This is a genomic window from Rhodococcus sp. C-2, from assembly GCF_027854095.1.
Lineage (GTDB): Bacteria > Actinomycetota > Actinomycetes > Mycobacteriales > Mycobacteriaceae > Rhodococcus_F > Rhodococcus_F qingshengii.
In genome coordinates this window covers 252,092-272,577 of sequence record NZ_JAQGFI010000001.1, presented here as the reverse complement: position 1 = coordinate 272,577, position 20,486 = coordinate 252,092, and the positions used below count along the sequence as shown (strand labels likewise).

The window sequence follows — 20,486 nt, the reverse complement described above, 5'->3', positions numbered from 1 at the left end:
TTCGAATAGAGATTTTTCAGCTAGTTCTTCAAAGTCAGAACTGCTCGACCACAGCGACCAGCCCTCGCTGAAACCGAGCAGCCGTCAAGAAACAAGACTCCGGAAGGAGCTCGCATGACCGTCACATCAGACCAGGCGACTACCACTGCGGCAGCAGGCACCGAGCCGCTCACGCAGGAAGAGACCATCGCGTCCCTCGGTCATTACGGCTACGGCTGGTCCGATTCCGACGAAGCCGGAGCCAGCGCGCAGCGCGGGTTGTCCGAGGCTGTCGTGCGGGACATCTCCGCCAAGAAGAGCGAGCCCGAGTGGATGCTCGACATCCGCCTCAAGGCGCTGCGCACCTTCGACAAGAAGCCGATGCCGAACTGGGGCAGCGACCTCGAAGGTATTCACTTCGACAACATCAAGTACTTCGTCCGGTCCAGCGAGAAGCAGGCCGAGTCGTGGGAAGACCTGCCCGAGGACATCAAGAACACGTACGACAAGCTCGGCATCCCCGAGGCGGAGAAGCAGCGCCTCGTTGCCGGCGTCGCAGCTCAGTACGAGTCCGAGGTCGTCTACCACTCGATCCGTGAGGACCTCGAGGAGCAGGGCGTCATCTTCCTCGACACGGACACCGGTCTCAAGCAGCACCCGGAGCTGTTCAAGGAGTACTTCGGATCGGTCATCCCGGCCGGCGACAACAAGTTCTCCGCGCTGAACACCGCCGTGTGGTCGGGCGGCTCGTTCATCTACGTTCCGCCGGGAGTCCACGTGGACATCCCGCTGCAGGCGTACTTCCGCATCAACACCGAGAACATGGGTCAGTTCGAGCGCACCCTGATCATCGTCGACGAAGATGCCTCCGTGCACTACGTCGAGGGTTGCACCGCGCCGATCTACAAGTCCGATTCACTGCACTCGGCCGTCGTCGAGATCATCGTGAAGAAGGGCGGCCACTGCCGCTACACGACCATCCAGAACTGGTCCAACAACGTCTACAACCTGGTGACCAAGCGCACCAAGGTCGAGGCCGGCGGATCCATGGAGTGGGTCGACGGCAACATCGGCTCCAAGGTCACCATGAAGTACCCGGCCGTGTGGCTGATGGGCGAGTACGCCCGCGGTGAGGTTCTCTCCGTTGCGTTCTCCGGCGAGGGCCAGCACCAGGACACCGGCGCCAAGATGCTCCACCTCGCGCCGCACACGTCCTCGACCATCATCAGCAAGTCTGTCGCCCGCGGCGGTGGACGTGCGTCGTACCGCGGTCTGGTGCAGGTCAACAAGGGTGCCCACGGCTCCAAGTCGACCGTCAAGTGTGACGCTCTGCTCGTCGACCAGATCAGCCGAAGCGACACCTACCCGTACGTCGACATCCGCGAGGACGACGTCACCATGGGTCACGAGGCCACCGTTTCGAAGGTCAGTGACGATCAGCTCTTCTACCTGATGAGCCGCGGACTGACCGAGGACGAGGCGATGGCCACCATCGTGCGTGGATTCGTCGAGCCCATCGCGAAGGAACTCCCGATGGAGTACGCGCTCGAGCTCAACCGCCTTATCGAACTTCAGATGGAAGGGGCTGTGGGTTAGTGACCACGCCAGAGACCGGAGTCATCGGAGCTGTTGCCGGGGAGAACCCGACCGCTCCTGTAAAGGGTGCAGCCACCGGCTCACCCATCACGAACAAGGGTGAGCAGTTCTCCTCGTTCGACGTCAATGCTTTCGAGGTTCCCGGCGGACGTGACGAGATCTGGCGGTTCACCCCGCTGCGTCGCCTCCGGGGATTGCACGACGGCAGCGCCGTCGCCAACGGACAGGTCACCGTCGAGGTCGACGGCGGAAGCGACATCACCGTCGAGACCGTCGGGCGTGACGACGCACGTCTGGGCAAAGCCGGCGTTCCCGCTGATCGCATTGCAGCGCAGGCGTATTCGAGCTTCGAGACGGCAACGGTCATCTCGGTTGGTGCCGAGGTCGAGGTCGAGAAGCCCGTTGTGGTCACCATGACCGGCCCCGGAGTCGACAACGTCGCCTACGGACACACCCAGATTCGTCTGGCGCAGTTCGCCAAGGCGACGTTCGTGATCGACCAGCGCGGCAGCGGAACCTTCGCGGAGAACATCGAATTCGTTCTCGGTGACAGTTCGCAGCTGACCGTGGTGGCCATCCAGGACTGGGCGGACGACGCAGTTCACGTGACGTCACACCACGCTCGCCTGAACCGCGACGCAGTGCTTCGATACACCTCGATCAGCCTGGGCGGCGACCTGGTTCGCCTGTCCGCCACCGTCAAGTACGACGGACCGGGCGGCGACGCCGAACTGCTCGGCCTGTACTTCGCCGACGCCGGCCAGCATCTGGAACAGCGTCTGCTGGTGGATCATTCGCAGCCCAACTGCAAGTCCAACGTGGTCTACAAGGGTGCGCTTCAGGGAGATCCCGGATCCGGTAAGCCCGACGCGCACACCGTGTGGATCGGCGACGTTCTCATCCGCGCCGCAGCGGAGGGCACCGACACGTTCGAGCTCAACCGCAACCTGGTGCTGACCGACGGCGCCCGCGCCGACTCGGTTCCGAACCTCGAAATCGAAACCGGTGAGATCGTCGGGGCCGGCCACGCAAGTGCAACGGGACGTTTCGACGACGAGCAGCTGTTCTACCTGCGTGCTCGTGGTATCTCGGAGGATCAGGCTCGTCGTCTGGTCGTACGTGGGTTCTTCCACGAAATCATCAACAAGATCGCTGTTCCCGAGGTGCGCGATCGCCTCGAAGCCGCAGTCGAAGCCGAACTCGCAGCCGTCGGCTCCTGACCGCCCCGCCTGCGACACCACCCCGTCGCTACGCTCGCCCGCCTCATCTTGAAGGAATTTCATGTCTACCAGTGACAACACCACCACCTCGGTCCTCGAGGTTCGTGACCTGCACGTCGAGGTCGCCAACTCCGATGCCAACGCCGAGCCCATCCAGATCCTCAAGGGCGTCGACCTGACGGTCCGCTCGGGGGAGACCCACGCGATCATGGGCCCCAACGGCTCCGGCAAGTCGACTCTGTCGTACGCCATCGCCGGTCACCCCAAGTACCAGGTCACGTCCGGCTCCATCACCCTCAACGGTGAAGACGTCCTCGCAATGAGCGTCGACGAGCGTGCGCGTGCCGGGCTCTTCCTGGCCATGCAGTACCCCGTCGAGGTTCCCGGCGTTTCCATGTCCAACTTCCTGCGCACCGCCGCTACGGCCGTGCGAGGCGAGGCTCCCAAGCTGCGCCACTGGGTCAAGGAAGTCAAGGAAGCCCTCAGCGAGCTCGAGATCGATCCCTCGTTCATCGAGCGCTCGGTCAACGAAGGCTTCTCCGGTGGCGAGAAGAAGCGCCACGAGATCCTGCAGTTGGGCATGCTCAAGCCGAAGATCGCGATCCTCGACGAGACCGACTCCGGCCTCGACGTCGACGCTCTGCGCACCGTCTCCGAAGGCGTCAACCGCTACAAGGAGCGCGAGAACGGCGGCGTTCTGCTGATCACGCACTACACGCGCATTCTGCGCTACATCAACCCCGACTTCGTTCACGTGTTCGTCGGTGGCCGCATCGTCGAGTCCGGTGGACCGGAGCTGGCCGACGAGCTCGAGACCAACGGCTACGTTCGTTTCACCGCGGACACCGCAGCTACCCAGGGAGCGTAATCACGATGACCACCTCGGTGCGCGAGCTCGACGTCACAGCGGTTCGGGCCGACTTCCCGATCCTGGCGCGAACCGTGCGCGACGGAAAACCTTTGGTGTACTTGGATTCCGGCGCTACCTCACAGCGTCCGGTCCAGGTTCTCGATGCCGAACGGGACTTCCTGACCACGTGTAACGCGGCAGTACACCGGGGTGCTCATCAGCTCGCAGAAGAGGCGACTGACGCGTACGAGAATGCTCGCGCCACCATCGCTTCCTTCGTGGGTGCGGATTCGGACGAGTTGGTGTTCACCAAGAACGCCACCGAGGCTCTCAATCTGGTGACCTACGTTCTCGGTGACGATCGCTTCGACCGCCATGTCGGTCCTGGCGACGAAATCGTCATCACCGAACTCGAACACCACGCCAACCTCGTTCCCTGGCAGGAACTTGCGCGCCGAACCGGTGCGACGCTCAAGTGGTACGGCGTCACCGACGACGGCCGGATCGATCTCGATTCGCTGGAGCTGACGGACGCGGTGAAGGTCGTTTCGTTCACCCACCAGTCCAACGTGACCGGCGCGATCGCGCCCGTCGAGGAATTGGTGCGACGAGCACGCGCCGTCGGTGCGCTCGTCGTGCTCGACGCGTGCCAGTCGGTGCCTCACATGGCGGTCGACTTCCACGAACTGGGAGTGGACTACGCGGCGTTCTCCGGTCACAAGATGCTCGGCCCTTCGGGGGTCGGAGTTCTCTACGGCCGTCGTGAACTGCTGGCAGCGATGCCTCCGTTCATCACCGGTGGCTCGATGATCGAGACGGTCACCATGGAGGTCAGCACTTACGCGCCACCGCCTCAGCGTTTCGAAGCCGGCGTACCGATGACCTCACAGGTGGTCGGGTTGGGCGCTGCCGTGGATTACCTGAACACCTTCGGGATGGACGCAGTCGCCGCGCACGAGCACGTGTTGGTGGAGGCTGCTCTCGAAAAGTTGTCGGCGATCGAAGGTCTGCGCATCATCGGACCGCAGACGTCCGAGAACCGCGGCGGAGCGATTTCCTTTGTCGTGGACGGTATTCACGCCCACGACCTCGGACAGATCCTCGACGACGAGGGCGTCGCGATTCGCGTCGGACACCATTGTGCGTGGCCGCTGCATCGTAAGTTCGGTGTCGCTGCGACGGCCCGTGCGTCGTTTGCGCTCTACAACACCACCGCGGAAATCGATGTTCTCGTTGCCGCGATCAAGCGTGCGCAGGAATTTTTCGGTGTCGCAGGGGAGTTGAACTGAATCATGCGCATGGAGCAGATGTATCAGGAAGTGATCCTCGATCACTACAAACATCCGCACGGCCGCGGACTCCGTGAGCCGTTCGGCGCCGAGGTGCACCACGTCAACCCGACGTGTGGCGACGAGGTGACGTTGCGCGTCCAGATATCCGAGGACGGAACGGTCTCCGACGTCTCGTACGACGGTCAGGGTTGTTCGATCAGCCAGGCGTCGACGTCGGTGCTCAACGACCTCGTCATCGGGATGCAGGTCACCGACGCACTGAAGACGGTGACGGCGTTCAACGAGATGGTGAGCAGTCGGGGCACCGTCGAGGGGGACGAGGACGTTCTCGGCGACGGTATCGCGTTCGTCGGAGTCTCGAAGTATCCGGCACGCGTGAAGTGCGCCTTGCTCGGATGGATGGCATTCAAGGATGCTGTAGTCCAGATTGTCGACGGCAGTGCTGTGACGACGGCGGACAGCAGCAGTGAATTGGTCGACACGACTGAAGGACAGGGATCATGACCGAGACACAACCAGTGCAGGACGCCGAGGTCGGCGCTCCGGTGAATCCGAATCCCGATTCCACTGCGGAATTCGGTGGCGCACAGGGCAGTGGCACTGTCCCGTCGCCTGAGCGACTCGACGAACTCGAAGAAGCGATGCGCGACGTCGTCGATCCCGAACTGGGAATCAACGTCGTCGATCTCGGCTTGGTCTACGGACTCTTCGAAGACGACGGTGTCGTCACTATCGACATGACTTTGACGTCGGCGGCGTGCCCGTTGACCGACGTGATCGAGGACCAGGCGCGCGGCGCACTTGTGCGTAGCGATCTGTGTACCGACATGAAGATCAACTGGGTGTGGTTGCCGCCGTGGGGACCGGACAAGATCACCGAAGACGGACGCGAGCAACTGCGCGCACTCGGCTTCACGGTCTGACAAGCAACCTCGGCACGATCAACTGAATACATTTCACCGGAGCGTCGGTGCCCGTTCGTCGGGTACCGGCGCTTCGGTTTGTTATATAGGGCCGTTTTAGCCATGATATTCAGGACAATAGTCCCAAATGGTTGTTTGATGAATATTTGCTGGAAGCTGACTGATCGGTAACATCGCAGCTGATTGTCACGATGTGATCTCCGGCGGGCGATTTGCCAGTTTCCACCCGAGCTTTCCAAAGTATTCGTCTCATTTTCGAAGTGCCCCGATCAGTTCGAAGCGTCCAGCGGACGCATATACCTGTTTGCATCATGATCAAGTTGTAAGAGGGAGATTCGTGTGGATGGCAGTCCCGACCGAGGAATCGTTTCCGCAGCTCGTCCGGACGACGAACTCACCTTCCCTCTTTCTGCCGCGCAACTTTCCCTGCTTGTCGCACAACAGCTTCGACCCGAGATTCCCGTCAGCATCGCTCAGTACGTGGACGTGGACGGCCCGCTCGACATCGAGCTGCTGACCGCTGCCAGTAAACAGACCGGTCGTGAGATCGGCTCCGGATATCTGCGCCTGGTCGAGGTGGACGGGGTTGCGCGTCAGTGGCTCGATCTCGACATGGACGACTCCCTCGACGTGGTCGATCTTCGCGCCGAATCGGATCCGGAATCTGCAGCGCAGGAATGGATGCGCAGAGAGCACACTGCTGCCATCGATCCGTTCACCGATCGCCTGGTCAGGCTGGCAGTCCTGGTGCTTCGCGACGACCATTACTACTGGTACAGCCGTATTCATCACGTAGCGCTCGACGGTTTCGGCGCGATGTCGATGATGAACCGCACAGCCGAGATCTACACCGCCGCGGTGCGCGATCTACCAGTTCCCCCAGCGGTAACTGCCCCCCTCCAATCGTTGGTGAAGGCAGAGGCCGACTATCTGGGCTCAACCCGGTGGGAACGCGATCGCGACTACTGGAACACCAAGATGGCCGACAAACCGGGCGGAACCTCGCTCGCGTCCTCGACTGCTCCGTCGCAGGCATGGTCACGCCTACGGTCGGCCACGGTACCTACGGAACTGCGGAGCTCCCTCGAACGGCTGGCCGCCGCCCACGACGTGACGACGTCGTCAGTGGTGATCGGTGCACTGGCGGCTTACCTCGCCCGGGCCACCGGGACCCGCGACGTGGTCCTCAGCCTGCCGGTCTCGGGGCGGACGACAAAAGCTGCTCGCAGGTCCGGCGGAATGATGTCGAACGTCGTCCCGATACGTGCGAGCGTCGATCCGCATTTCGCGGTCGGGGACCTGCTGCACGAGGTGAAGATCGAACTCACCGGCGCACTGCGTCATCAGAAGTACCGCCACGAGGACCTACGACGCGACCTCAACGCCGGTGATCACAGCATCGCCGACGGACGAGGCTTCCACGGGCCGTTGATCAACCTCATGCTGTTCCATTCCGGAATCACTCTCGGGGACGCGCACGGCGAACTGAACGTGATCTCGACCGGGCCGATCGAAGACCTCTCCGTCAACGTCTATCAGACTTCCGCAGCCGAAGAGATCCAGATCGACTTCGCCGCGAACCCAGACCTGTACACCAACGAGGACATCTCGCGTCACCACCGGCGTTTCCTCGAATTCCTCGAATTATTCTGCGCCGCAGAATCGGGAACTCGATTGATGGACATCGACCCCGACGCCGCGGGGAAATGGATCGCCGAAGTCCAACACGCCCGCAACGTCGAGTACTGGTCTGCGACCTTGTCGAACCCCGCCGAGGAACTGGGTTTGCCGGTCGTCGCCGGAACCGGTCGAACGTCCACGCCCCTCGAGATCGAGGCAGGCCTCTGCCGGAGCCTCGAGACGATGGCGACGACGATGAACACGAGTCTGTTCGTGCTGTTCCAGTCTGCGATGGCCGGACTGCTGCGCCGCGTCGGTTCGGCCGACGAGGTGTCGATCGGCGTCTCGGTCCGAGGGTACGGCGCCTCCAATCCGGACGATTTCGTCTCGATGTTCGCCAACCAGTTGGTGCTTCGCTCGACGGTGTCGAACACCATGACGCTCACCGACCTGGTCGGTGCGGTGGACACCGTCGCAATCGAAGCTCTCGAACACGCAGACATTCTTCTGTCTTCGGTGACCGCCGCACTCGGTGACGGCCGCTGGGTCGAGACGGGCCCGTTGTTCCGGGCGATGGTCTGTTTCGAGGAGCCGCTGGATGCTCACCCGAGATTTCCGGGGCTCATGGTCGGTGCGCCTATCGGATCGGATCTGGCCACCGTGCCGGAACTGTTTGTCTCCCTGGCGATTCCGACTGGTGAGCATGCCGATTTCGATCAGCCGATCTCCGGTGTTCTGGATTGGCTCGGCACGAAAGAGCAAGCCGAGGACCTCGCCGACCGTTATCTACGAATCTTGACCGCGATGGTCGGTACTCCGCACTCGGCGCTCGGCTCAGTGGATCTACTGCGCCCGGAGGCGCGCCAGGCGCTGGTGCCGCCCGTTCTGCCGATTACCCCGGTCCGAACGCTCTCCGAGATCCTTTCCGACCGCATTCGGGCGACCCCGGAAGCGATCGCCGTGGTCGCGGGCAGCGAGCGCGTGTCGTACCGCGAACTCGATCGACGATCGAATCAGTTGGCGCGCAAGCTCGTCGATCATGGCGTGCAATCCGAGTCGTTGGTCGGAATCATGCTGCCGAAATCCGTGGACATGATCGTTGCCGCTGTCGCGGTAGTGAAGGCCGGCGGCGGATACCTCCCACTCGATCGTGCACACCCCGCCGAGCGTTTGGCATACGTGGTCGAGGATGCGCAACCGGTGTGCGTCATCTCCGATTCCACTTTCCCGAACTCCGCCTTCCCGAACTCTGACGTGGTGGTCGTCGGCGTCGAATCCGACGAATACTCCGGTGAGAGTCTGGAAACCGATGAGCGCCCGCGCGGACACGGAGCCGACAATCTGGCGTACGTGATCTACACCTCGGGGTCGACGGGCCGACCCAAAGGTGTCTCCGTCACCCACGCCACCGTGGTGCGATTGTTCGAGAACACGCACGTCGAATTCGGATTCGACGGCAACGACGTGTGGACGATGTTCCACTCGTTCGCCTTCGACTTCTCGGTCTGGGAACTGTGGGGCGCGCTGCTCCACGGCGGAACGCTGGTCCTGGTCGATCACGAGGTATCACGCGACCCTGACGCCTTCCGGGCGCTGGTCGCCGCAGAAGGCGTCACCGTGCTCAATCAGACGCCCTCGGCCTTCTACCAGTACATCGAAGCCGACCTTCGAGCCGATTCGGAGACCCGGCTCCGGTACGTGATCTTCGGTGGCGAAGCCTTGGATCTTCGTCGCCTCGGGCGCTGGTACGACAATCACCCGGGGTACGAAAGTCACACGGAATCCGCGCCTGCACTCGTCAACATGTACGGCATCACCGAGACGACGGTGCACGTCACCCATCTCGAACTCGACCGGGCGAGCGCGAGTGCGCTGACCGGCAGCCGGATCGGTGACGCGATCGACGGACTTCGTGTGTACCTGCTCGACGAGCATCTCTCCCCGGTCCCGGTGGGGATCGCGGGGGAGATCTATGTCGCCGGCGGTCAACTCGCCCGTGGCTATCTCGGCCGTCCAGACCTCACCGCGGGCCGGTTCGTTGCCGATCCTTTCAATGCCGGCGGACGACGGTTGTACCGGTCCGGCGACCGCGCACGATGGATTGCGCCCGGACAACTCGAGTACCTCGGACGCGGCGACGCGCAGGTCAAGATCCGCGGATTCCGGATCGAACTCGGCGAAATCGATTCCGTCATCCTCGGCGCGCCGGGAATCGACGACGCCGTGACCGTCGTGGCTCCGACGCCGGCGGGCGGCGCTCTCGTGACCTATGTGACCGCTTCCGACGTCGTGGACGCCGAAGCCCTCCGAGCTCACGCCGCCGAAGCCCTCCCGACCTACATGGTTCCCGATGCCTTCATGGTCCTCGATTCGATTCCGTTGACCACCAACGGAAAACTGGACCGGCGTGCGCTGCCTTCGCCTATCCTGGCCTCCACCAAGGTCTTCCGACCCCCGACGACCCCGACCGAGGGCAAGGTTGCGGCGGTTCTGGCTGACATCCTGGGTAGTGGACCGCTCGGACTCGACGATAATTTCTTCCATCTGGGCGGAAACTCGCTGGTAGCGACGACGGCGGTAGCGCGCTTGACCGAAGCCACCGGGGTTAAAATGCCGCTGCGTGCACTCTTCGACCATCCCACGGTGTCCGGGATCGCGGCGACGATCGAGCGTGCGGCACAGACCCCGGTCGCCGACGGTATTCAGGTCGTGGCCCGGCCGGCTGTACTGCCTCTCGCTCCCGCGCAGCAGCGACTGTGGTTCCTGAACCGCGTGGCACCGGAATCAGGTGCGTACAACATTCCACTGGCGGTGTCGTTGCGCGGCGCCGTCGATCCCGACGCACTCAGTGCCGCGATCGTGGACGTCGTGACACGTCACGAGTCACTACGCACCGTGTTTCCTCAGGTTGGGGACAACGCGACGCAGAAGGTTCTGGGCCTGGGCGAGGGGATCGCAGGGCTCGAGTCGATCGACGTGGAACGCGGAAGCCTCGAGAGAGTGATCTTCGAATTCTCTTCGGCCGGTTTCGATCTGGTCCGCGAACGTCCGGTGCGCTACCTGCTGATCAATGTCGCCGCCGAGAAGGAAGGCGATGAGGAGGAAGCTGTCCTCGTAGTGGTTCTGCATCACATGGTGGCCGACGGTTGGTCACTCGCCCCGTTGGCTGCTGATCTCACCGGCGCTTACGCCGCTCGCGTCGGCGGCAACAGCCCGCAGTGGGCACCGCTTCCAGTGCAGTACGCCGACTACACGCTCTGGCACCGAGAACACCTCGGGGACACGGCATCCACCGAATCGCTTGCCCACTCACAGATCACGTTCTGGAAGCGGCAGCTGGCAGGAGCACCCGAGCAGCTCCACCTGCCGACGGACTGTCCGCGCGCACTCGACCCGACCATGCGCGGAGCCGGAGTCGACATCAGAATCGGCGCTTCCACGCATCAGAAGCTCGTTGTACTTGCCGCCGATCACGACGCCACGCCGTTCATCGCCCTGCACGCGTGCTTCGCCCTGCTTCTGGCCAGGTACAGCGGCACGGACGACATCGTCATCGGAACACCGGTGGCCGGACGAGGGGACAGATCTCTCGATCTGCTCGTCGGCATGTTCGTCAACACTCTTGCCCTGCGGACCGTCGTCGATCGGGACGCAACGTTCGCCGCACACCTGTCACAGGTCAGGGCCGTCGACGTGGATGCCTTCGACAATGCGGACGTGCCTTTCGACGTCGTCGTGGACGCGCTCGAACTGGACCGCTCGCCCGCACACCACCCGGTCTTTCAAGCGGCCATCACCTCGCGGATAGCCACCACCCACACAGCCGAACTGGCAGGGGTGTCGATGACGGCGCGGGCAGTCGAGACGGGGCTGACCAAGTTCGACCTCGAGCTCACCGTCACCGAACGTCACGAGGCCGGGGCCGCAGCAGGAATCGATGCCACGTTCACCTATTCCACCGACCTGTTCGACAACGCGACCGTCGAAGCCTTGGCGCGAAACTTCGTAACCCTCGTGGAATCGGCAGTGTCGGAACCGACTGCACCGGTTGGTGACCTTCGTGTACTCGGATCGCGGGAGAGTGCCGCGACGTTGCCGCGACGCGGTGTGGCTTCGGTGGGCGAATCGACGCTGGCGCAGATCCTCGGAGACACCGCGAGGAAGTATCCCGACGCGATCGCCCTCGAAGACTCCGAGCGCTCACTCTCGTACGGGGAGCTGGAGCGTCGATCGAATCGGATCGCTCGATACCTCATGGACCTGGGCGTCGGCCCCGAGACACCGGTCGCACTGGCCGTTGCCCGATCGGTCGACTCCGTGCTCGCAGTCTGGTCGGTCACCAAAGCCGGTGGCGTTTTCGTCCCGGTCGATCCCCGTTATCCCGCAGATCGAGTTGCGCACATGCTCGCGGATTCGGGTGTGCGGATCGGAATTCGGTCCGCCGAGGTTGCGGCCGGTCCGGCAGCCGGTGGGAACGTCGCAGTCTGGATCGACCTCGGCGACGCGGACACGGTTGCAGAATGTGCCGCCTACTCCGACGCTGCCATCGACGACGCTGACAGAACAGCGTCGATCACTGCGGCGTCGGCTGCGTACGTCATCTACACCTCCGGCTCGACCGGAGTGCCGAAGGGCACCGTCGTCACTCACGCGGGTTTGGCCAATCTTGCTCGCGAACAACAGGATCGGTACCGGATCACCGCCGGGTCGCGAACTCTGCATTTTGCGTCACCGAGCTTCGACGGCGCCGTACTCGAGCTACTGCTCGCCGGTTCGACCGGCGCGACGATGGTGATCGCCCCTCCCGACATCTACGGAGGGGAGGCGTTGAGCGAGTTCCTCCGAAGCCACGAGGTCACTCATGCCTTCATTACTCCGGCTGCGCTGGCGACCGTCGATCCGGCGGGCGTGACGGCACTGGAATGCGTAGTCGTCGGCGGCGACGTGTGCACGCCGGAATTGGTCTCGAGCTGGGGCAACGGGCGCAGACTGCACAACGGATACGGTCCGACCGAAACCACTGTCATGGTTGCCATCAGTGACCCACTCTCACCGGGGGAGCCGATCACCATCGGCGGTCCCATCCGCGGAATCGACGCCGTGGTGCTCGACTCTCGGCTGCAACCGGTCCCGATCGGCGGCGTCGGCGAGCTGTACATCGGTGGGCCGGGCCTTGCACGTGGTTACCACCTTCGTCCCGCGCTGACGTCGGATCGGTTTGTCGCGCATCCGTACTCGACGCCCGGTGCCCGGATGTACAGAACCGGTGACCTGGTCCGCTGGACCAAGGACCTGACCCTTCGCTACGTGGGCCGCAGCGATCATCAGCTCAAGATCCGCGGGTTCCGCATCGAACTCGGCGAGATCGACGCTGCTCTGATGGATTCCCCCCTCGTCCAGTTCGCCACGACGATTCCCGTCGAATCCGCCGCGGGTACCACTCTGGCGTCGTACGTGTTGCTGAGCGGCGACGCTGATATCGAGTCGCTGTTCGTGGGACTCGCCGACACGCTGCCGCGCTACATGATTCCGTCGTCGATCACCCCGATCGACGCCATTCCGTTGACTCCGGTCGGCAAACTCGATCGCAGAGCGTTGCCGACGCCGATACCGCGCGAAATCCTCGGAACGGGCCGTGAACCCGAGGCCGGACTCGAACGAACCGTTGCCGACGTTTTTGCTTCACTGCTCGACGTACCCGAGGTCCGAGCAGGAGACAGCTTCTTCGATCTCGGGGGCAACTCGCTCGTCGCGACGCAGGTGTCCGCGCGGTTGAGCGCAGCGACGGGACTCACCGTGGACGTGCGCTCGATCTTCGAAGCACCGACCGTCGAAGCGCTCGCTGCACGTCTGGCGGCGAGCGCCGAAGAATCAGACGATCGACCTGCCCTGAGCGCCGGTGCTCGCCCGGACCGCCTACCGCTCTCCGCTGCGCAACAGCGGCTGTGGTTCGTCAATCGCTTCGACCCGCAGTCCGCGGTCTACAACATTCCGTTCGCGATCCGGATCACCGGAGACATCCACGGCGATGCACTCGAGGAGGCGCTTGCGGACGTCATTGCACGCCATGAGGTGCTTCGAACGATCTACGTCGACAGCGCCGACGGCCCGAGTCAGGTCATCCGAGCAATTTCCGACGTGCAGTTCTCCGTCGAGCGCTACCGCGGATCCGAAGGTATCGAATCCGCGACGACGGAGTTCGCGGCGCGTGGGTTCGATCTCGGTTCGGATCTGCCGATTCGGGCCATGCTGGTGCGCGAGGACACTTTCGCTCACGTACTGGTCGTCGTCATCCATCACATCGCCTTCGACGGCTGGTCCCTGACTCCCTTTGCGACAGATTTCGTCGCGGCGTACTCCGCACGCGTCGTCGGAGCCGCCCCGGTTTTCACACCGCTCGACGTGCAGTACGCCGACTACGCGGTGTGGCAGCAAGACTCGCTCGGACAGGTCGGCGACCAGGAGTCTCTGGTTGCCCGCGAACTGACCTTCTGGACCACTGCCATGGCTGGTGCCCCGGACGAGGTACTGCTACCGGTCGATCGCCCACGCGGATCTGTCTCCACGACCGCCGTGGGATCGGTGCCGATCGTCATCGACGCGGCGACCGGGGAGCGTCTCGCCGCCTTGGCGAGGCGCAGTGGCTCGACGCAGTTCATGGTCGTACACGCGATCCTGGCGGTTGTTCTCGCGCGTCTCGGTGCAACCGACGACGTGGTGGTCGGCACCCCGGTGGCAGGCCGCGGGCGACCCGAGCTGGATTCTCTGATCGGGATGTTCGTCAATTCGGTACCGCTTCGCACGCCGGTCGATCACCGAGCGCCGTTCACCTCTCTGCTCGAGGTCGTCCGTGAACGCGACCTTGCCGCCTTTGCGCACCCCGAGCTGCCCTTCGAGGTGCTGGTCGACGCCCTCGATCTCGACCGGTCGACTACGCGACACCCCCTGTTCCAGGTCATGCTGTCGTATCACCAGAACGTGGTTTCGCCGCAGGTCACGGTCCACGACGCGCATCTCGAAGCGCAAGCACTCGAACCGTCCGTCGCGAAGTTCGACCTCGAGTTCACCCTGCTGGCAGGCGATTCCGAGAAGACCGAGATCACCGGGTCGCTCAGGTTCGCCGAGGCGCTCTTCGACATTGCCACCGCGGAAACGATCGCCGCGCGTGTGCAGTCGGTGGCCCGCGCCGTCGCCGCAGATCCGGAGACCGCGATCGGCGACCTAGATTTCCTCAGCACCCTCGAGCGGGCGTCGCTGATGCCGGTTCGCGGTCCGGCGTGGACAGCCTCGCGTACCTTGGCCGAAATATTGACGCGGACCGCCACCCGTTCAGGCGATTCGGTGGCCCTTCGATCCGGTGACACCACCGTGCTCTACCGAGATCTCTTCGCCCGTGCATCGGCGCTTGCCCGCCGTCTGACCACGGAAGGGATCGGTGCCGAAGACATTGTGGCGATCGCGATTCCGCGCTCGATCGACTCTATCGTCGCCTTGTGGGGCGTTTCCTTGACCGGCGCCGCGTTTGTTCCGGTCGATCCGCGATACCCCGCCGATCGCATTCTGCACATGCTCACCGACTCCGGAGCCACTCGCGGAGTGACGACGGAAGCGGTGATCGAATCACTGCCCCGCCCGGTTCCGTGGATGACAATGGACGACATCCACGGCGACGGTGTCGGGCAGCCGGTTCCGGCCGCGCCGATCCGAATCGACAACCTCGCCTACATCATCTACACCTCCGGATCGACAGGAAAGCCCAAGGGTGTCAGCGTCACTCACCGTGGCCTGAGCGCATTGGCGGCCGAGCAGACGGCGCGTTACGGCATCTCGGCGCAGTCGCGGACGCTGCACTTCTCCTCACCGAGCTTCGACGCATCCATCCTCGAACTGCTGCTCGCAGTCGGTGAAGGCGCGACGATGGTGATCGCCTCTCCCGACGTCTACGGCGGCCAGGACCTAGCCGAATTGGTCACCGATCACCAGGTGACCCACGCGTTCATCACACCGGCAGCGCTGGCCTCGGTCGATCCCACCGGGCTGGACGTCTTGCAGTCGATCGTTGTCGGTGGCGAGGCATGCCCACCCGAACTGGTCCGTAAGTGGGCACCGGGTCGCCGATTGTTCAACGGCTACGGGCCGACGGAAACCACCGTCATGGTCTGCATCAGTGATGCCTTGAGCGTGGGGGAGACCGTGACCATCGGCGGGCCCGTCCGCGGCGTGTCCGCGGTAATTCTCGACGGCTCGGCTCAGCCGGTACCAGTCGGGGTCACCGGTGAGCTCTACATCGCCGGCCTGGGACTTGCCCGCGGCTACCTCGACCAACCCGCCTTGACGGCGACGCGATTCGTGGCAGCGCCGTTCGGCCCGGCCGGCACCCGCATGTACCGGACCGGTGACTTGGTTCGGTGGACGCCGCTCGAGACGATCGAATACGTCGGACGCTCCGATCACCAGGTGAAAGTGCGCGGATTCCGCATCGAACTGGGCGAGATCGACTCCGTCCTCAGCACTTACCCCGGCGTCGAGTTCGCGGTCACCGTGGGCGTCGACGCAGCTTCCGGTGAGACGATGTTGGCGTCGTACGTAGTGCTCGGTGCCGATGCGGTCGATATGGACGAGTTGCTGAGCCATGCGCGCCGCTCACTGCCCGCCTTCATGGTGCCGTCGGCGATCACCCCGATCGATCACGTACCGCTGACCCCCGTCGGGAAACTTGACCGATCGGCGCTGCCGGCGCCGACACTGCGTTCGTCCGAGCGAAGTGTCGAGCCGCTGACGACCGCGACCGAACTCCAGGTTGCCGGCGTCGTGGCGGAACTGCTGGGTATCGAACAGATCAGTGCGTCGGACAGTTTCTTCGAACTCGGTGGCAACTCACTGCTCGCCACCAGACTTGTCCAGCGACTCGGCGAGTCGTTGGGCAGGCAGGTACCTGTCCGAATGCTGTTCGAGCACCCCGAAATTCGGGAACTTGCCACCGCGCTCGACACATCCGCCGGGGCGAAGGCGCTACCACCGATCACCGCCGTAGACCGCCCCGAGCGAATTCCGCTGTCCTACGCGCAAGCACGCATCTGGTTCCTCAACCAGATGGATCCCGGCTCACCCGCGTACAACGTCCCTGCTGCGATCTCCCTCGACGGTGCACTCGACGTCCCGGCCCTCGAAGCTGCGGTCCTCGACGTGATCGAAAGACACGAAATCCTGCGCACGGTGTTCCCCGACTCCGGCACCGGTCCACACCAGGTGATCCAGGATGCATTCACCTCGCTCGAGTACGGAAATGCGGACACCCGTGAACCGGCAGAGCTCGCCAGAGAATTCGCGTCGCGTGGATTCGACATCACGACCCAAGCTCCCGTTCGCGCGCTCCTGCTCGAATCGACGCCGCAGCACCACACACTTGTCATCGTGATCCACCACATCGCGGCGGACGGATGGTCGATCGCGCCGTTGATGAAGGACGTGCTCACCGCCTACGTCGCGAGAAGTTCGGGACACGCTCCCGAGTTCACCCCGCTCGAAGTGCACTACGCGGACTTCGCCATCTGGCAGCGGGAAGCGCTGGGCTCGGTGAACGAATCCGAGAGCGCGCTCGGGGCACAGGCGTCGTACTGGCGGGAGACGTTGCGGGGAGCACCTGAATTGATCGACCTTCCGAGCGATCGAGCGCGCCCGCGCACCCAGTCGTTAAGCGGTGCCCACACGGCGGTCTCGCTTCCGGCGCACACCCGGATCGCGGTCGAGGCGGTTGCCGGAGCCAATGCGGCGACGCCGTTCATGGTGCTGCACGCTGCCTATGCCGTCCTGCTGTCCAGGCTGAGTCGAAGCACCGACATCGTGATCGGATCTCCGGTCGCCGGGCGAGGACACCGAGTTCTCGACGACCTCGTGGGAATGTTCGTGGGCACGGTCGGACTGCGCACGACGGTCGACCCCGGGTCGACGTTCGTCGACGTTCTGCGTACTGTCCGCTCCGTCGATCTCGACGCCTTCGCCCACGCGGACATTCCGTTCGAGCAGGTCGTGGACGTGGTGGCGCCGACCCGGACCACCGACCGTCATCCGGTGTTTCAGACGATGATCTCGTTCCACGGCGCCCACCCGACGACGTGGGACCTGCCTGGACTTGCCGTTCGTGCCCACGAGATCACACCGGACATCGCCAAGTACGACCTGCAGTTCACCGTTGTCGAACAGACCGCGGAGGAAGGCGGCGGCTACGAGGCCTCCCTCACCTACGCGAAGGATCTCTTCGACACCGATACGGCGGAGTCGTTTGCAGTGATGCTGGAAACGATCGTCGAGACACTGACTGCCCAGCCCTCCGCCGTCGTCGGTGACGTGGATCTTGCGGGACGTCGCCTGCGTGCGTTGCCCGGACGTCCGGCCGGCGATGCCTTGACCTTGCCGGAGTTGCTGCTTCGCGGCGCTGCCGATCCGCACGCTCCGGCAATCGTCGACGTCGCCACATCCGTCACGCTCACGTACGGCGAACTCGACCGACGCTCCGACGCTATGGCGTTTGCGTTGATCGCTCGCGGAATAGCGCCGGAAATGATGGTGGCACTGGCGCTTCCGAGGTCGGCCGACTATGTGATCGCGCTCTGGGCCGTAGCGAAAGCCGGCGGAGTGTTTCTTCCCGTGGATCCGGCGTACCCCGCCGAGCGGATCGAGCACATGCTCACCGACAGTGGAGCGGTACTCGGTATCACCAGGGGCGAGTATGCGGCCGACCTTCCTGGCGTCACATCGTGGATCGAGTTGGATGCGATCGAATTCACCACCGAAATCGAGGCAGTCCATTCCGAGACACTGCCGGACGCGCCACTCGAGTTCGACAACCCGGCCTACTTGATCTACACCTCGGGCTCGACAGGAAAACCCAAGGGCGTGTTGGTCACTCACGCGGGACTGGCAGCGTTTGCCGACGAACAGCGGGAGCGTTTCGGCGTCACCGCGCACTCTCGCGCTCTGAGCTTCGCCTCGACGAGCTTCGACGCGTCGGTTCTCGAGCTCCTTCTGGCTTTCGGCGCCGGCGCAACGATGGTGATAGCGCCTCCGACAGTTCTCGGCGGTGTCGAATTGCACGAACTGCTCGACGAGCAGACGATCACCCATGCTTTCGTGACTCCAGCCGCCTTGGCGACTGTCGATCCCGCCGGGCTCGACCATCTCGAAGCCGTCGTCGTCGGCGGCGACGCCTGTTCCGCCGACCTCGTATCTCGGTGGGCACCGGGGCGCCGAATGTTCAACGCGTACGGCCCGACCGAGGCCACCGTCGCAGTCACCATCAGTGATTCGCTGGTCGCGGGGGAGCCTGTGACGATCGGCGGCCCGATCCGCGGCGTGGACGCGATGATTCTCGATTCCCGACTGCACTCGGTTCCCGGCCAGGTCGTCGGTGAGCTCTACGTCAGCGGCGACGGTCTCGCCCGCGGGTACCTCGGCAACCCCGCACTCACAGCCGCGCGCTTCGTCGCCGACCCGCATGGACCCGAAGGCGCTCGGATGTACCGCACCGGGGATCTTGTGCGCGAAGATCGCTCAGGGGCACTGATCTACCTCGGACGCGCAGACCACCAGGTCAAGATCCGAGGGTTCCGAATCGAACTCGGAGAAATCGACGCGGTGCTGGCAGCGGAAGCGTCCGTGCATTCGGCTGTCAGCGTCGTCGTCGGGGAGGGCGTCGACGCTCGGATCGTCGCGTACGTCGTCCCGGCACATGCGGAATTCGACGCCGCCGCGCTGCGCCGTCACGCAGGTATATCGCTGCCTGCGCACATGATCCCGTCCGCTGTTGTCGTGATCGGCGCAGTCCCGACCACACCGGCGGGCAAGCTCGATCGCAGCGCTCTGCCTGCTCCCAACTGGGAGTCGCCGAGTGGACGCAGTCCGGAAGGCAGCGACGAGATCGCGATCTGCGCTGCTTTCGCGGAGGTACTCGATCTGGCCGACGTAGACACGTACGCCGATTCGAGTTTCTTCGAACTCGGCGGCAACTCACTCATGGCAACGCGTTTGGTCGCTGCCATCAAAGAACGCACCAGCATGACCGTCCCCGTCGCGTGGATATTCTCCGACCCGACTCCGGAGGCATTGGCGCGCAGACTCTTCGAACTCGAGGCAACAGTTGTGACAAGTGACGCGGATACCTCCGCACTTGCGGTAGTCCTGCCACTACGTCCGGAAGGCCGCGCCGAGCCACTGTTCTGCATCCATCCGGCCATCGGATTGGCCTGGTGCTACGGAGCGCTCGATCGCTACGTCGACTCCAGCCGGCCGCTCTACGGCCTGCAGTCGCCGGTCCTGACGGACTCCGAATTTCGGGCGGAGCTGATCGAGGACTTCGCGGCGCGGTACGTCGAGGAAATTCGCGGAGTTCAGCCGCACGGTCCGTATCACCTGCTGGGGTGGTCGATCGGCGGATTGATCGCTCACGCGGCGGCGGTGCAGTTGCAAGCCGCGGGTGAGAGCGTCGCCGACCTGATTCTGCTCGACAGCTTCGTTCTCGAAGACCCGACGATGGCGGGCGCGCAGCCTTCTCTCGCCGAACTGATCGGCGGGTTGGGGATCTCGGTCCCGGACACCGGCGAGCGTGATCTGACACCCGAGGACGCCGAAGCACTCTTGCGCGAAGCCATCGGCGATCCCCCCTTGGTCTCGAGCGATCGGATCGAGCGACTGTTCGAGGAATACTCCGCAGGCGCCGAACTGGCTCACCGATACCGCCCGGGCAAGTTCGTGGGCGATCTGCTGTTCTTCTCGGCACACGCCGACACCTTCGACCCGCTGCGAACCGCGTCGGCGTGGCGACCGTTCGTCTCCGGGGTGATCATCGACCGTCCGGTGCCCACGTCACACGCCGAAATGTTCACCGAGGCAGGTCTGGAGGCGATCGGACCCGTGATCAACCTTGCGGTCGGAACGGGTCGTCACGCGGCTCCGGACGTCGACGCAGAGTTGGACGCTCTGATCGAGGTCCAAGACGTGCGCGGCTGAC

The 20,486-nt window shown here is 63.9% G+C and carries 7 protein-coding genes; all 7 read left to right on the top strand.

The window, feature by feature from the left end; genetic code table 11:
• Nucleotides 1–114 precede the first annotated feature (114 nt).
• The 7 genes from sufB (at nucleotide 115) to PCS43_RS01040 (ending at nucleotide 20,485) form a co-directional block, all read left to right on the top strand.
• The gene (sufB, locus tag PCS43_RS01070; protein WP_003944799.1) at nucleotides 115–1,575 is read left to right on the top strand and encodes a Fe-S cluster assembly protein SufB; all 1,461 of its coding nucleotides are present in this window, start codon (nucleotides 115–117) and stop codon (nucleotides 1,573–1,575) included.
• A complete protein-coding gene (gene sufD / locus PCS43_RS01065) occupies nucleotides 1,575–2,795 on the top strand; it encodes a Fe-S cluster assembly protein SufD (RefSeq protein WP_209908626.1) in 1,221 nt (406 codons plus the stop codon). The genes sufB and sufD overlap by 1 nt, the downstream gene beginning before the upstream one ends.
• Nucleotides 2,796–2,856: 61 nt before the next feature.
• Nucleotides 2,857–3,663: a Fe-S cluster assembly ATPase SufC gene (gene sufC, locus PCS43_RS01060; RefSeq protein ID WP_003944795.1), complete on the top strand. Its 807-nt coding sequence runs from the start codon at nucleotides 2,857–2,859 to the stop codon at nucleotides 3,661–3,663.
• Between the two features lie 5 nt (nucleotides 3,664–3,668).
• Nucleotides 3,669–4,934 (top strand): cysteine desulfurase, encoded by a 1,266-nt coding sequence (locus PCS43_RS01055; RefSeq protein ID WP_003944865.1) that lies wholly within the window; start codon nucleotides 3,669–3,671, stop codon nucleotides 4,932–4,934.
• A 3-nt stretch (nucleotides 4,935–4,937) separates the two neighbouring features.
• Nucleotides 4,938–5,441, top strand: a complete 504-nt coding sequence (gene sufU / locus PCS43_RS01050) for a Fe-S cluster assembly sulfur transfer protein SufU (protein WP_003944894.1) — start codon at nucleotides 4,938–4,940, stop codon at nucleotides 5,439–5,441.
• A complete protein-coding gene (locus tag PCS43_RS01045; RefSeq protein ID WP_003944963.1) occupies nucleotides 5,438–5,860 on the top strand; it encodes a metal-sulfur cluster assembly factor in 423 nt (140 codons plus the stop codon). Before sufU ends, PCS43_RS01045 begins: the two co-directional genes overlap by 4 nt.
• Nucleotides 5,861–6,199: 339 nt before the next feature.
• Nucleotides 6,200–20,485 carry a non-ribosomal peptide synthetase gene (locus PCS43_RS01040; RefSeq protein WP_209908629.1) on the top strand — a complete coding sequence of 4,762 codons (14,286 nt, stop codon included), beginning with the start codon at nucleotides 6,200–6,202 and terminating at the stop codon, nucleotides 20,483–20,485.
• Nucleotide 20,486: the final 1 nt, after the last annotated feature.